This window comes from Dyadobacter endophyticus (genome assembly GCF_014641595.1).
GTDB classification, from domain to species: Bacteria; Bacteroidota; Bacteroidia; order Cytophagales; family Spirosomataceae; genus Dyadobacter; species Dyadobacter endophyticus.
Genome location: NZ_BMIA01000002.1, coordinates 944,529 through 960,114 on the forward strand (window position 1 = coordinate 944,529; position 15,586 = coordinate 960,114).

The 15,586-nt window shown below is 49.0% G+C and carries 12 protein-coding genes; 5 read left to right on the plus strand and 7 right to left on the minus strand.

Translation table 11 applies throughout. From position 1 onward, the window contains the following. Positions 1–16: 16 nt before the first annotated feature. From IEY24_RS16125 to nusB, 5 genes are all read right to left on the minus strand, one after another. Positions 17–634, minus strand: coding sequence for a YbbR-like domain-containing protein (locus tag IEY24_RS16125; protein ID WP_188933874.1), 618 nt, complete (start codon positions 632–634; stop codon positions 17–19). A gap of 131 nt (positions 635–765) precedes the next feature. After that, positions 766–1,065, minus strand: coding sequence for a preprotein translocase subunit YajC (gene yajC, locus IEY24_RS16130; RefSeq protein ID WP_188933876.1), 300 nt, complete (start codon positions 1,063–1,065; stop codon positions 766–768). A gap of 24 nt (positions 1,066–1,089) precedes the next feature. Next, positions 1,090–1,548, minus strand: a complete 459-nt coding sequence (locus IEY24_RS16135) for a DUF1573 domain-containing protein (RefSeq protein WP_229222413.1) — start codon at positions 1,546–1,548, stop codon at positions 1,090–1,092. Between the two features lie 5 nt (positions 1,549–1,553). Next, entirely contained in the window at positions 1,554–1,859 is a 306-nt protein-coding gene (locus tag IEY24_RS16140) for a YtxH domain-containing protein (protein ID WP_188933880.1), read from the minus strand. 101 nt (positions 1,860–1,960) lie between these two features. After that, positions 1,961–3,127, minus strand: a complete 1,167-nt coding sequence (gene nusB, locus IEY24_RS16145; RefSeq protein WP_188933882.1) for a transcription antitermination factor NusB — start codon at positions 3,125–3,127, stop codon at positions 1,961–1,963. 235 nt (positions 3,128–3,362) lie between these two features. Between nusB and IEY24_RS16150 the strand changes: the two genes are divergently transcribed. Further along, positions 3,363–5,144: an ABC transporter ATP-binding protein gene (locus IEY24_RS16150; RefSeq protein ID WP_188933884.1), complete on the plus strand. Its 1,782-nt coding sequence runs from the start codon at positions 3,363–3,365 to the stop codon at positions 5,142–5,144. A 49-nt stretch (positions 5,145–5,193) separates the two neighbouring features. Here IEY24_RS16150 and IEY24_RS16155 read toward each other — a convergent pair whose 3' ends face one another. Continuing rightward, positions 5,194–5,961: a LexA family transcriptional regulator gene (locus tag IEY24_RS16155; protein WP_229222415.1), complete on the minus strand. Its 768-nt coding sequence runs from the start codon at positions 5,959–5,961 to the stop codon at positions 5,194–5,196. 134 nt (positions 5,962–6,095) lie between these two features. Between IEY24_RS16155 and dinB the strand changes: the two genes are divergently transcribed. Next, on the plus strand, positions 6,096–7,325 hold the full coding sequence (dinB, locus tag IEY24_RS16160) for a DNA polymerase IV (protein ID WP_188933886.1): 1,230 nt from the start codon (positions 6,096–6,098) through the stop codon (positions 7,323–7,325). 75 nt (positions 7,326–7,400) lie between these two features. Further along, complete coding sequence (locus IEY24_RS16165) at positions 7,401–10,370, plus strand: DNA polymerase III subunit alpha (protein WP_188933888.1); 2,970 nt, start codon at positions 7,401–7,403, stop codon at positions 10,368–10,370. Here IEY24_RS16165 and IEY24_RS16170 read toward each other — a convergent pair. Next, positions 10,342–11,631, minus strand: a complete 1,290-nt coding sequence (locus IEY24_RS16170; protein WP_188933889.1) for a glycosyltransferase family protein — start codon at positions 11,629–11,631, stop codon at positions 10,342–10,344. The genes IEY24_RS16165 and IEY24_RS16170 overlap by 29 nt on opposite strands. Before the next feature lie 228 nt (positions 11,632–11,859). On the opposite strand from IEY24_RS16170, the gene IEY24_RS16175 reads away from it, so the two are divergent. Both IEY24_RS16175 and IEY24_RS16180 read left to right on the plus strand, forming a co-directional pair. Then, positions 11,860–12,483: a GyrI-like domain-containing protein gene (locus IEY24_RS16175; protein ID WP_188933890.1), complete on the plus strand. Its 624-nt coding sequence runs from the start codon at positions 11,860–11,862 to the stop codon at positions 12,481–12,483. Between the two features lie 158 nt (positions 12,484–12,641). Continuing rightward, the gene (locus IEY24_RS16180; protein ID WP_188933891.1) at positions 12,642–15,452 is read left to right on the plus strand and encodes a M16 family metallopeptidase; all 2,811 of its coding nucleotides are present in this window, start codon (positions 12,642–12,644) and stop codon (positions 15,450–15,452) included. Positions 15,453–15,586: the final 134 nt, after the last annotated feature.

Consider the following 15,586-nt stretch of genomic DNA (forward strand, 5'->3'; position numbering starts at 1 on the left):
GTGTTTCGGTTAAAAGCTATTGCTGCGGTGGCGCACTGAGGAACTGTGCAACTTCGAAGCTCACATACACGTCGCGGTGGCTCACTTCGACAAGCGGGGAAACGGGCAATGGTATAGGCAGGCTTTCGTCGTAATTGTTCTGGATTTTCGGCGTTGGCACCCGCACTTTAATCGTATCCGGATAGGATTTGATCTGCGATACAGGCCCGTCTACCGAAATAAGCGATGGCGATACATTGATAAAACTCGAAATCACGTATCCTTCGCGAATATCGATTCCCGTGCTGTCGACACGAATAGGAATGATTTTCCGGATCTTGGGTTCGAAACTAAGTTCAAAAGTGTCGGCTACGACGTAGTTGACGTGCAGGTTAGGGAACATTTCAGTAATCTGTTCCGTAAGCGTGGTAGAATTGATAAAACTGGCCACAGTCGGATTTTGCACGCGGTATACCACGGGGTTGGCATTGAAATTCAGCCACGACTTTTGAAGCAATGTCCAGCCGTCCCCCGTTACATTCACCGAAATCCTTTTGGGAAGTGGCTGCATCGGCACATAAGCAGAATTATCGTATTCGATCGACAATGGATAATTCAGTTTGAGAGAATAATTGTCCTTATTGAGGACATTCATTAACCAAAAAAAGGATGCCGCAAGCAAGCATCCTATAAATGTTTTGATCCTATTTTGGTTGGGTGGGACTTGACTCACAACAATTTTGAAAATGCATGCATTGGCGCCAATGCATGCCGTTCATGATTAGTTTACCCGGCGATGGTACGCGAAATGGCAGATTTCTCGACCGTCAGCTTGACACCTTTATCCAGCTCAAGCGTAACCGTAGATTCTTCTACCGTGTAGATCCTGGCGTGGATTCCGCCGATTGTCACTACCTGATCGCCCTTTTTCAGGTTAGTAAGCAATTCTTTTTGTTCTTTTTGTTTTTTCTGCTGCGGACGGATCATAAAGAAGTAAAATACCCCGATGATACCAACCCACATTACGACCTGGTAAATCATACCTTGTGAGCCGCCGGCTGCTTGTGCTAAAATAGAAAAATTCATTGTAGTAGATGGGTTGTATAAATGTTACTTCTTCGCAGTTACTGAATCTGCTGCTACCGGCTGAGGAGCTGCATTTACAATACCTTTCAGCCTTATTTCTATATTTGCCGGTTCTGTATTGGCATAAACCGTGATGGTTTTAACCTGCGGCCCGGCCTTATGCTTGCTATCGAAACGAACCTTAATGCTCGAAGTTTGCTTGGGTTCGATCGGATCTTTGGGCCATTCGGGCGTCGTACACCCGCACGAAGAACTGATATTATTGAGGATCAGCGGGTATTCGCCATCATTGCGGAATTTAAATTCGTGCTCCACAATGGCGCCTTCCTGGATCGTCCCGAAGTTATACTCCGTGCTATCGATCAAAGTAAAAACAGGCAGTTTTGAATTTGCCTGTTTTTCTTCGCCTGTCTTTTCATTTTTTGAGCAACCGGAAAAAGCAACCGCAAATCCCAGAATCGCGAAAAGGGCTATTTTTTTCATAAAGGTCATTCGCTGGCCTGGCCCTTGATCTGTGCCATCAGGCGGTCTACATCTTCGAGAAGCTTTTCCGCCTTTTCACGGGCGTCATTCACGACGCGCTCTCCTTCCGTTCGGGAGAAATTATCGGGCTGGTCTTTTTTATCTACCAGATCCTGAATCACTTCTTGCAGTTTTTCCCTGTATTTCGACAGTCTGTATGTGAGTTGTGTCCTCAGAACCTCTCCTTTGTCGGGAGCGTAAAGGATACCCAAAGCTGCGCCGGTGACACAGCCTGTCAGGAATGCGATTAAACTATTACTGGTTTTACTCATGATTTCTGCTGGTTTTTTGCTGCAAACGGGTGTCAGCTCATTTTATTTATAATGGCCTCCAAAAATTGTTCCACTATACCCGGCCCCAATTTCGTCAGCTTTTACTTATTATCAATCAAACCGCGCCCGCTTTTTCTGATCACGCCTTCCTTAGCAAGTTTGACCGAAAGCACGTCCAGGACGCCGTTCACAAACTTACCACTTTTTGGGGTACTGTACCTTTTTGCGATCTCAATAAACTCGTTGATGGTGACTTTCACAGGGATACCCGGAAAATGGATGAGTTCCGCAAGGGCTGTTTTGAGGATAATAAGGTCCACCAGCGCGACCCTTTCAAGCTCCCAGTTTTTCAGCTGGTCTTCCAGGTAAACATCGTACTGATCGCTTTCCTTTACTACGATTTTGCAAAGTTCTTCCACAAATGCCCTGTCCTCTTCCCAATCCTTGGTAAGCGGCGCGAGCTGGAATGTGTGGGCAAAATCGGCAGTACGCAAGGTTTTGATCGCCAGGCTCCGGATCAGTTCGCTGTGGTCTGCCCAATAAAGATCACGTTGCTCGAGGTAGTCGAGCGAAACCTCGTGTTTGAGGATAACCTGGCGCAAGATATGCTGAACAATCTCCTGGTCTTCCTCCGGCGTATGCGACGCCGACCTGCAATAAGCTTCGTAAGTTTCGTCCTTCCGCAATGCCTCCCGGTAAATTTTCCGGATCAGGTTCATTTCGTTGGTCCAGTTGATGCCGCTGCGGATAATCTCCTCTTCAAGCGGTTTATCTTCCTGCAAAACCTTGATCACCCGATTGCTATCCAACCCTGAATCTTTGGGAAATGGTGCCTCCGGATCTTCGTACCTGCGCTCGCGATCGATTTTTGACTGATGCGAAAGTTCGATCAGCATCGACAAGATCCTGATGAAGTCGACGTAAATCGTTTCCGTCTCATTCAGAACCCTTCTAACGAGTTTTTCTCCATCCGTATTAGTCTGCCGGTTGTACGCTTCATAAGCGGTTTGGGCCACTCTCAACACCCGGTCGGGCAATTCTTCATCGCCATTCGGCTTGCCGTTCTTAATGAACTCGTCGAGCGTCATGTTCGCGAGCCGCTTCATGCCCGAGAGTTTTTTCTTGTCCTGAAACTCCATGGAGTTGAGGTCTGGTGCAAATGCCTCTTCAATGCGGTCAAGTGCCAGTAAACGGTTCGCATCTGCTGTGAGCTGCCGCGCATAAAGTGCCTGAACCGCCTTGGTTCTTAGTAATCTTCTATTCAGCATAAGCCGGAATACTATTTGGATAAAAGGTACAGTAAATCAAAGAACGTGTCCGCGTGTATTGCAGGAACATTTCTGTATGTGCCCTGCATTTGGTGTTTTTAAAATTGACCGCAAAATTAGACTATTTTGTTCACAATCGGAAAATTGAGACGCGTCGTTTTAATTTTTGCAACGATTTGGCAAAATAGGATGTTGCTCAGAAAGCGTCCTGCGCCGTCGACAAAAAACTGAACAGGTGAAAGCATTAAAATCCCTAAACAAATATTTGTGGAAGTATAAATGGTACCTCATTCTCGGAATCATTTTTACGATCATATCCAATCTTTTCGGCATTATCCCTGCCCAGCTCGTCCGTTACGCACTCGACCTGGTGATCGAAACGCTCGACATTTACTACCTCTACAATGGCGTATCGCTGCAAAGCGATATGTATGACATTTTCGCGTTCAGCATTCTGCTCTACGGCTTTCTGATCCTGCTCATGGCGCTGCTGAAAGGCATATTCCTGTTCCTGGTAAGGCAGACGATCATCGTCATGTCGCGCCACATCGAATTTGAGCTCAAAAACGATATATACGCACATTACCAGACGCTTCCTGCGGCATTTTTCCGTCGCCACAGCACAGGCGACCTCATGGCGCGCATCTCGGAAGACGTGAGCAATGTCCGCATTTACGTCGGCCCGGCGTTGATGTATGGCATTAACCTGATCGTGTTGTTTTTCCTGGTTATCTCTTACATGATCTCAGTCAGCCCGAAACTGACCCTCTTCGTTTTACTACCCCTACCTGTGCTTTCGATAAGTGTTTACGTGGTGAACAGCATGATCATGAAACGCTCACAGGAGATTCAGAAGCAACTTTCGGCGCTTTCAACTTATGTGCAGGAAGCATTTTCGGGCATACGCGTCATTAAGTCGTTCGTTCAGGAAGACCGGTCTTTTAGTAATTTTCAAAAGGAGGCCGAAGTTTTCAAAACCAAGTCGCTGGGCCTTACCAAAGTAGATGCGTTCTTCTACCCTATTATTCTCCTTTTGATCGGCCTGAGCAACATTCTGGTCATTTTTATTGGCGGTCAGGAAATTATCAATGGCCGCCTCACGCCGGGTAATATCACCGAATTTATACTGTACGTCAATATCCTGACCTGGCCGGTAATGGCTTTGGGGTGGACAACCAGCCAGATCCAGCGTGCAGCCTCGTCGCAGCTCCGGATCAATGAGTTTTTGAATCAGAAAACGACGCTTGTTTCTGAAAAGAATATCAGCAGGGCACTGAATGGCAAAATTACCTTCCGCCATGTGGGTTTTATCTACCCCGATTCGGGCATCAAAGCATTACAGGATTTTGATCTTACAGTTGAAGCAGGTGAATCGGTAGCGATACTGGGAACGACCGGCTCGGGAAAAAGTACATTGGCACATTTGCTATGCCGGCTATACGACCCGACCGAGGGCCAGATATTGATCGACGACATTCCGATGAAGGACTACGATGTAAGCGGGTACCGTCGCCAGATCGGCTACGTGCCGCAGGATGTGTTCCTCTTCTCGGACAGCATTCAGAACAACGTGCGGTTCGGCACCGAGGATATGCCTTTTGAAAGAATTGAGCAAGCTGTGAAGGATGCCGATCTTTACAACAATATCAAAGATTTCCCACAGGGCTACGACACCATGCTCGGCGAAAGGGGTATTACACTCTCCGGCGGCCAGAAACAGCGGCTTTCGATTGCCCGCGCCATCGCCCGCGATCCGAAAATCCTCGTCCTCGACGATTGCCTTTCCGCGGTAGATACCAATACTGAAAACATCATCCTCAACAACATGAAGCGGATCATGGACCAGCGTACCTCGGTGATTATCTCCCACCGTGTCTCTTCCGCCAAACTGGCCGACAGAATCGTAGTCCTCGACGACGGCCATATTGTTGAACAGGGCACACATGCGCAGCTAATGGCACTGAACGGGGCATACAAGGAGCTTTATGAAAAGCAGTTGATTTCGGAAGAGGTGTAGTGTTTTACGCGCTTGCCAAATCCATCCGACCCGCAATAATTAAGTAGCCCTACTGAACCAGCCTCTTCACCTCCTGCCGAAGTTCCCGCATTTCCTGATGCAGGCTCTGTAAGCTGATTTCGGTTTTGTCCGCTTCCAGGTTGAAAGACAATTTACTGTTGACTTGCCAAATTTCGCGGATATCGTTACGGTCGACGCGGATGGGTGCATACTCAGGGTTAAGCGATATAAGGTTTACAAAAGCCGAATCCTTCTCTTTCTTCACTTTCTTTACCAGCACGCTATCGACGGTCACTACCACATACATATTCTTATCACTCAACCCATCCCAATCGTCCACCGCACGGGCCCAGATCCATTCTCCCGACTGTATGGCCGGCGTCATACTGTCGCCATCAACCTGAAACCCCCGGAATGTCGCATTGCGGTATTCGGGCAGCGGGATGGTAAAGGCGGGTAACGCTTCAAACCATTGTGCGTCGCCGATATTGTTGGGATAACCCGCGGCTGCTTTTGCACTCACGAGTACAATGTTATCCTTACCGGACTGATCTACCGTCACGACTTTCGGATGGACAAATACTTTATCCGCATAAAGGTATTTCTGTGCACTGTCCCCAAATAGCCAGAGCGGATTGATGTGGTATTTTTTGAGCAGTTCCTTCACAACCTGCCCGGGTATGCGCGTACGCCCCCGCTCGATATCGGCGGTGGTCGCACTGATTCCCAGTTCCTCGGCAAAGGCCGCCTGGGTGAGATTGAGCTCCTCCCTTATCTGTTTAAAACGTCTGAATTCTTCATCAATCGCCATAAGCATGTTCGATGGGTTGCTGGTTGACCTTGCATTGATATTTCAAACTTACAAAAATTTTGGAATAATTCCTTTTAACAAATGGATATGATCCATATATTTGGAATAAATCCATAATTTTGTAAAAAATCCAAACAGTAGTGGACCGTGCGATATTACATTTTGATTTGGATACCTTTTTCGTATCTGTAGAGCGCAAGCAGGATAGTCGGCTTGAAAAAAAGCCTATTCTCGTCGGCGGAACCGGCGACCGGGGGGTAGTGGCTGCCTGCAGCTACGAAACCAGGCAGTTTGGTGTGCATTCGGGCATGCCGATGAAGATGGCGCGGATGCTGTGTCCGGAGGCGACGGTCATTCGGGGAAACGGGGAAACTTATTCCAAACATTCAAAAGAAGTAAGCGAAATCATCAGCCAAAATGTACCTGTATTTGAGAAGGCAAGTATTGATGAGTTTTATGCGGATTTGTCGGGTATGGACAAATATTTCAATTGCTTTGGAATGGCCAGCGAGCTACGGCAGCGCATTATCAGGGAAACCGGCCTCCCGATTTCGTTCGGGCTGTCAACCAACAAGCTCGTTTCCAAAGTGGCGACCGGGGAGGCGAAGCCTAATAACCAGTTGCAGGTGGAGGCCGGCACCGAAAAAGTCTTTCTCGCCCCAATGGAGGTTCAGAAAATCCCGATGGTAGGCGAGAAAATGAACCAGACGCTCAACAATCTGGGAATCAGATATGTGAAAACGATCCAGGAAATGCCCATGGAAATAATGGGACAGGTTTTAGGCAAAAACGGCGTTGCGCTCTGGAACCGTGCCAACGGACTCGACAACTCTCCCATCATTCCGTTCCACGAGCGCAAATCAATTTCCAGCGAACGGACTTTCGGAAAGGATACGGGCGATGTGCGGAAAATGCGTGAAATGGTGAGAGCGATGGCCGAAACGCTGGCTTTCCAGTTGCGGACGGGGGAAAAGCTCACCTCCTGTGTTTCGGTAAAAATCCGCTATTCCGATTTCAATACATTCTCAAAGCAGCTGAAAATCGCCTATACGTCGGCCGACCATGTGCTTATCCCGCATATCGAAAGGTTGTTTGACCAGCTTTACAACCGGCGTATGATGGTGAGATTGGTCGGAGTCAGTTTCAGCGATCTCGTGACGGGCAACTATCAGATCAACCTCTTTGATGATACCGAGGAGCGGCTGAACCTCTATCAGGCCATGGATTACATTAAAACCAAATACGCCTACAATAAGGACGGCGATCAGATCCTGACCTGGGCCAGCACAATGGGCATCTCGGATATCGGCGCCATGGGAAACCCGTTCAACGGCGAGCCACCCATTATCCCGGCACATCGGAATGCTTAGTAGCTGTCTCAACTCTCTACCGGGCCACGTTAGTAGCGCCAAAGTAAGTACTCCGTTCCGTTCTTTCAAATACTCATGTTACTCAACTGTCACTCTTTTTTCAGCCTTCGCTTCGGGACGATTCCTGAGGATGAACTCCTTGCGCTTTGCAGGGAGAACGGATACGACTGTGTCGCGCTGACGGACATTAACAATACGTCGGGATGTCTGAACTTTATCCGCATGGCGCCCAGGTACGACGTTAAGCCCATTGTCGGGATCGATTTCCGTAATGGTGTGACGCAGCAGTTTGTGGCCCTGGCGAAAAACAACAGAGGCTTTCAAACATTGAATGCCTATTTGTCGGCTCAGAAACTTACGGATGTCCTGTTCCCCGATCGTGCGCCGGAAATGGAGGACGTTGTATTTATCTATCCCTTCGAAAAGCTGAACAAAGAGCGGCGCGAACAGTTCCGGCCGAACGAGTACATCGGCATTTCAATGCAGGACCTTGACAAGCTGCATTACTCGCCGCTCCACCGGTTTATGGATAGGCTCGTTATCCAGCAGCCGGTTACGTTCCGGAACAAAAAGGATTTCAATGCGCACCGGCTGCTGCGGGCTATTGATGGCAATACGCTGCTGAGCAAGCTTTCGGTGTCCGAAACGGGGAAGGAAAACGAACAGATCGTGGCGGCAAAAGTGCTGGAATATCAATTTAAACAAAAAGATTTCCGGGCTATCCTCGAAAACACCCGCAAGCTGATGGATGAATGCAATATCCATTTCAGCTTTGGCGAGGAACGTGAACACCAGAATCTGAAAGTATTTGGCAAAAACGAAGAAGAGGATTTCAAACGGCTAAGGTCGATGAGCTATCAGGCACTTGGCTACCGTTATGGCGATAATATTACCGACGATATTTTCGACCGGATCTCCAAAGAGCTGGAAATGATACGATTACAAAACTTTGTTCCGTTCTTTTTGGTCAACCAGGATATTGTGAACTACGCACGGCAGAAGGGCTATTACTATGTCGGCCGTGGCAGCGGGGCGAATAGCATCATCGCCTATTTGCTCAACATTACCAACGTCGACCCGATCGAGCTGGATTTGTATTTCGAGCGGTTTATCAACCTTCACCGCAAAAATCCGCCCGATTTCGACATCGATTTCTCCTGGCGCGACCGCGAGGATGTGACCAGGTATATTTTCGATACCTACGGAAAAAATGGGCAGGCAGCACTGCTGGCGACGTACAGCACATTCCAGCACAGCTCGGCCGTGCGCGAACTCGGGAAGGTTTTCGGTTTACCGGCCTATGAAATCGACGCATTGAGCAACGGAAAATACGACCCGAAAAAGCTTGACCAGCTCTCAGGGCTGGTGATCCGGTACGCCGACTATTTACAGACCAACAACCAGCCAAACCATTTGAGCATTCATGCGGGCGGTATACTCATTTCGGAACGGCCAATGCACTATTTTACGGCAACGGACGTCCCGCCGAAAGGCTTTCCCACCACGCAATTCGACATGGTCATTGCCGAGGATGTGGGGTTGAACAAATATGACATCCTGGGTCAGAGAGGGCTTGCGAAGATCAAGGAAACACTTGAAATCATTCGTTACAATCGCCCTGAGGCAACCGATTTTGACATTAACGATGTACGGAAATTCAAAACCGACCCGAAAATCAATGATCTGATCAGGCAGGCGCAATGCATTGGCTGTTTCTACGTGGAGTCGCCGGCGATGCGGATGCTGCTGAAAAAACTGGAAGTGGACAACTACCTCGGACTCGTAGCAGCCAGCTCCATTATCCGGCCGGGCGTAGCCAAAAGCGGGATGATGCGGGAATACATCCTGCGCCACCGCCATCCCGAAAAACGGAACGAAGCGCATCCCCGCTTGCTGGAACTGATGGAGGAAACCTACGGCATCATGGTGTACCAGGAAGATGTGATCAAGGTCGCGCATTATTTTGCCGGCCTGACGCTCGGTGAAGCCGATGTGATCCGCCGCGGAATGAGTGGCAAATTCCGTGGGCGCGAGGAGTTTGAGCGGGTGAAAAAGAAGTATTTCAAAAACTGCCGGAGCAAGGGTTACGACGAGACAATGACGATGGAAATCTGGAACCAGATCGCCAGTTTCGCCGGATTTGCCTTCGCCAAGGGGCATTCGGCCTCCTATGCCGTCGAAAGCTATCAGACGTTATTCCTGAAAGCCTATTTCCCGTTGGAATTTATGGTAGCCGTCCTCAACAACGGCGGCGGCTTCTACGCGCCAGAGCTGTACATCCACGAGGCACGGATGCTCGGCGCGCTCGTACATGCACCCTGCGTGAACCATAGCGAAGCGCAGGCGACGATCGAAGGAAGCCAGATTTACCTCGGCATGCAGTTTCTGAATGCGCTGGAAGAGAAAACCATCGAGCGGATACTCAGCGCGCGCAAGCAGGACGGCCCGTTCACATCCCTGAACGACTTTCTCGACCGTGTACCGATTTCGATCGAACAACTCACGATCCTGATCCGGATCGACGCATTCCGGTTTACAGGCATCGGCAAAAAAACGCTGCTTTGGAAAGCACATTTCCGGCTTAGTACTACGCCGGTTAAAGTACCGCAAAAACAGCTGTTCCATACCGAAATCAAGGATTTTGAACTCCCTGAGTTTCATTCGTCCATTCTCGACGATGCCTATGACCAGATCGAGCTCCTCGGCTTTCCGCTTTGCAGCCCGTTCAATCTGCTGAAAAACCCGTTACCCAAAAGCGTGATGTCGCGTGATTTACACAATTATGTGAATCAGGAAGTTGTACAATATGGATATCTGGTCGCGCTCAAAAACACCCGGACAACGCGCGGCGAGTCGATGCAGTTTGGAACCTTCCTGGATTATGAAGGACATTTTATCGATACTGTCCATTTTCCCACGGCGGCCGCGAAAGTGAATGGTTCGATCAAAGGCGTCTACAAGATCCGAGGCGTGGTGACGGAAGAATTCGGGTTTCTGACAGTCGAAGTGGCGGAAATTACGCGGATGGAATCTGCCGCGCGCTGACACCGCGCCTGTTGCGTACGGACGCGATGTCTGAAACCAATTCCCAGAACAGCCATATCAGAAGGCCGTTCCGGATGTTCAGGATAACCACCATCTGCAGTTGCTTTGAAATCAAGCTGTAATAATGTCCCGGGAATATCAAAACAGTCAGCATCAGCACCACTGTGAAGATCAACGACGCCCTGACCCTGCAAAAAGGGATCAGTGGCAACAGCCAGATCAGGTATTGCGGGGAAAGAACCTTGTTGAGCAGGATAAATAAAAGTATCTGTCCCGCGGCCGCCGCGTTCAACCGCCGGAATGTAATGCCACCCGAAGCTTGTGCCCGGTAAAATGTCAGGCATAGAAAGATCATCATCGCCAGGAAACAAGCCGGTATCAAGATGTTGATGCATTGCAAAACAGCACCCGAAAGCGGCGTAACCAGATGCATGGCTCCGAAACTATGCTTAACATCGAGCGTGATCAGCCCGGTTTGTTCCAAAAGCAGTAAAATACCCCCTGCAAGGCTCTCGATTTGAATGCCGCGCAGCATGTGGTAATACATAAAATCGGAAGCAGCGTCCATCCCGATCCAGGCAATGCATCCGAGTATCGCAGCACAAATGCAACAGGCACCGGCCGCCAGCTGAAACAAGCCCCTCCCATTCCGGTTAAAAATACAATACACTCCGAAAACAGGGATCAGAACAATGCTATATAGTTTCGCTGCGATGGAGACCATCAGCGACATTCCCGAAATGAACGGTTGGCGTGAAACGTATGCAATGGCGAGCAACGTAAGCAGCGCCGGAAAGGGATCAAAGCGAAAAAGGAAAATGGGAAGGAAAAACAGCGTCGCTATCAGAAAGCGGGGCAGCGCGCTGCCGCTGGCGTCCAATCGGTTAATAATCCAGGCCATGGCTGCCCCCAGCATCAGGTTTTGCACTATAAACCAGCAAACATAACTTTCGAACGATCCGCCTCCCAGCTGGCTGAGAACACCCGGAAGCAGAATTGGAATAATCGAAAAAAGCGGGTACTCGATGCGAAAATCACGATATGGCACCTGCCCGTTCATTATTTTTAAAGCAACGCTTTGGTACAGCGACAAATCCTGGATGTGACCATGGAAACGGAATAATAAGTAATAGCTTTCCAGAACAAGGTAAACCAGGATCGCCGACAGCACCAGAACATGGCGCGGACTTTTTGTAAGGTACTTTCTTAGAACAGCATTGTCTGCGACAAGCTGCACGCCGGGGATTTTGAATTCAGACATTATCGGGACGGGGGTTTACATCCTTAGGGTATGGGTATGCAAAATTGATAATGCGTCCGGATAACTCTCCGGGTACATTTCCGTTTGTTAGTCTGTTTTTGAAGAAATTATTTAAAACTAGCAACTCCCGTGCATTTTCAAAACAATTAATTTTCGGAGCTGTTGCCATACGGTTGTCAACAGGCGGCTGTTTATTGCATCCATTGTCAACCTGAAACCAACAGAGCTATGGAAAAACTGGATCTTGCCAGGCATTACAAAAGTTACTACACCGCCAAGGGGAAACCTGAGCTGGCTTACATCGAAAAGGCGCAATACCTGTCTATTCAGGGTAAGGGCGACCCTTCGGGCGAGGAGTTCATGCAGAAAATCCAGCTGATATATCCGGTTGCCTATGCATTGAAATTCGCATTCAAAGCACAAGGGAAAGATTTTGTGGTGGCCAAACTGGAAGGTTTGTGGTGGTACGACGAAAACCGTTTCAGGAACGCTACCATCGACAATGCCCCTCAAACCGTTCCCCGTAGTGAATGGGAATACCGGCTGGTGATCCGCATTCCTGAATTTATCGGGAAAGAAGATGTGGAGTCAGCCGTCGCCCAAACGGTGGCAGGAAAGGGATTAACCAAAGCCCGCGAGGTCACTTTTTTTGAAATGGCGGAAGGGAAAGTCGTACAAATGCTCCATACGGGCCCATTCGATAGCGAACCCGAAACACTGGCGAAACTGAACGATTTCATTACGGCCAATGCGTTTGGCCGTAATGGGCTGCACCACGAAATTTACCTGTCCGATTTCCGCAAAACACCCCCGGAGAAGCTTAAAACCATTCTGCGCGAGCCAGTTAAATAGCATATCAGTTGCGCCATTTGAGAAAAACAAACCGCCGGTGTTTCGTTTACGATACCGGCGGTCTTTTTACAAAACATTTCCGCTACACCCTTTGCAATCGCAATCTTTAACAATATATTTCGCCCCTCCTGAATTTTATCAAAATTAAAATTAGCAAAATGAAAAAGGCGTTCATAGCATTATGCTTGGCCGGATGGGGTGTGGTTTCTGTTGCGACAGTGCATGCACAGAACCTGAGCACTCAAAAAATCCCTCTCGATCCCAGTGTAAAGACCGGAAAACTGAAAAACGGAATCACCTATTACATTAAAAAGAACGCCGAACCCAAGAACCGGGCAGAGCTCCGGCTTGCTGTAAAAGCGGGTTCTGTACTGGAAACGGACGCACAGCAAGGGCTGGCGCATTTCATGGAGCATATGAATTTTAATGGGACCACGCATTTTCCGAAGAATGAGCTGGTCAATTTTCTGCAAAAAACCGGCGTGCGTTTTGGTGCCGATTTGAATGCGTATACGGGTTTTGACGAAACCGTTTACATGCTGCCCATTCCAACCGATTCGGCCGGCTTGCTCGAAAAGGGTATCCAGGTGCTCGAAGACTGGGCAAATGGCGCACTACTGGATCCTTCCGAAATTGAAAAGGAGCGCGGTGTGGTTTTGGAAGAATCCCGCATGGGTCGTGGCGCACAGCAGCGCATGCGCGACAAGTTTCTAAAAGTGATCCTCAACAATTCGCGCTATGCCGAGCGGCTGCCGATCGGAAAAGACAGCATTCTGAAAAGTTTCAAACCGGAGACAATCAAGGCATTTTACCAAGACTGGTACCGGCCGGACCTGATGGCCGTGATCGCCGTCGGCGACTTTGATGTTGCGAAAGTCGAGGCCCTTATCTCGCAGAAATTCGGCTCCATTAAGCCGCCTGTCAATCCCAAGAAAAGGACCCGTTATGATATTCCGCTTGACGGATCTACCAAAGTGGCGATTGTAACCGACCCTGAGTACCCGCAGAACCTCATTCAGTTGATCTACAAACAGCCGAATACCAAGGAAAAGTCGTTACAGGATGTGCGGAACAACTTTGCGCAGGAACTGTACAATTCGATGATGGGCCAGCGTATCCAGGAGCTTACCCAAAAGGCCAACCCGCCATTCCTCTACGGGGCGAGCCAGTATGGTGATTTTCTCGGAAACCTGGATTCCTACACTTCCATCGCGCTCGCCAAAGACGCTGCCTCAATGAAAACTGCGTTGACGACACTGCTGGAAGAGAATGCAAGGGTCCAGAAATTCGGTTTTACACAACCTGAACTCGACCGTGCGAAGAAAGACTTTTACAACGCGATAGAGGAGGATTATAAAGAGCGGGACAAAACGAAATCAGCAAACCATGTGCAGGAATACCTGAACCACTTCCTCCATGAAAAGGCATTTATGGGTGCGGAAGCATATTTCGAGTTTGCCAAAAAGCACCTCGAAGGCGTGACGCTGGCGGAGATCAACGGTCTTGCTAAAAAATACATTACTGATAAAAACAGGGCCGTGGTGATCATGGGACCAGAAAAAAGTAAGGATGCACTTCCTACCGAAGCGGAGATCCGTTCCTTGCTCAACGAGGCTGGCAAGGAAGTGACGGCCTATGTGGACGACGTTGTGGACGCACCATTGCTGAAAACCGAACCCACACCCGGCAAGGTCACAGCTGAAAAGACATTGGATAAACTTGGCGTCACAGAGCTCACGTTATCGAACGGCGTGAAAGTGCTTTTGAAACCAACCGATTTCAAAAATGATGAAATCCTGATCAAAGCGACTGCAAAAGGTGGATATTCGCTTTTCGCGGGTGAGCGCGAGACCGGGATTTTCACCAGCTACCTCGTACAATCGGGCGGCGTGGGGCCTTACAACCAGACACAACTGCAAAAATTCCTCGCGGGCAAGACCGCAAGCGCAGGCCCGTACGTGAGCGAGTTGACGGAGGGTATCGGCGGCAATACCAATCCCAAAGATCTGGAAACGACGTTACAACTGATCTACGCCTATTTCACGGAGCCACGTAAAGATGCCGATGTAGTAACCGGCATATTGGCAAACCAGAAAGCTTACCTGGAAAATATGCAAAAAACACTGACTCCGGAGAAAGTGTATTCCGATTCACTGAATGCGGTATTGACGAGCCACAATCCGAAACGTCAGCCTCTGAAACCCGAAAGTATCGACAAAGTGAGCCTCGACCGGGCATTTGAAATTTACAAAAACCGCTTCGCCGACGCGTCAGATTTCGTGTTTACCATTGTTGGCGCTTTCAAACCGGAGACCATTAAGCCGCTGATCGAGAAGTACCTGGGTAGCCTTCCGTCGAGTGATCGCGACGACAGTTTCAAACATCCTGACATTTTTCCACCAAAAGGACGCATCGAAAAGGTGATTTATAAAGGTTTAGAGCCTAAAAGCCGGGTAACATTGGTTTCGAGCGGCGAATACGACTACAACCCTGAGAACAACATCCAGATCGAAGCATTGCAGGAGATTTTACAAATTAAGCTCATCGAATCGCTGCGGGAAGAAGAAAGCGGCGTGTATGGGGTAAGCGTTTCGGAAGGAACTGATAAGTTTCCGACCGGCCACTATCGTTTTTCAATCGGCTTCGGCTGTGCGCCCGAAAATGTAGATAAACTGGTAAAAAGAGCGCAAGAAGAGATCAGCAAGATCAAAACAAACGGCGCGGACCAGAAGGATATCGAGAAATTCGTTGCCGAAACACAGCGAAAAACAGAAACCGCACTCAAAACCAACGGGTTCTGGCTTGATTACCTCGACGACAACACCTTCCTCGGCGACGATCTGAATGAGATTTTCGAGCAGGACAGGCTGCTCAAATCAATAACCGTTGCGAGCACCAAAGCCGCTGCGCAAAAATACTTCAATGACGACAATTTCATCAAAGTGGTGCTGATGCCCGAGAAGAAGTAACAGTATCCCCGACTTTGGCTAAAGCCGGTCATGTGCTATGACGTCTAACCCAGGGCTGAAGCCCTGGGTTAGCATAGATGTTCGAGAGACGCTCGGCATCTCTACCCACCTTATGGATCTGCTATCCCGGGACT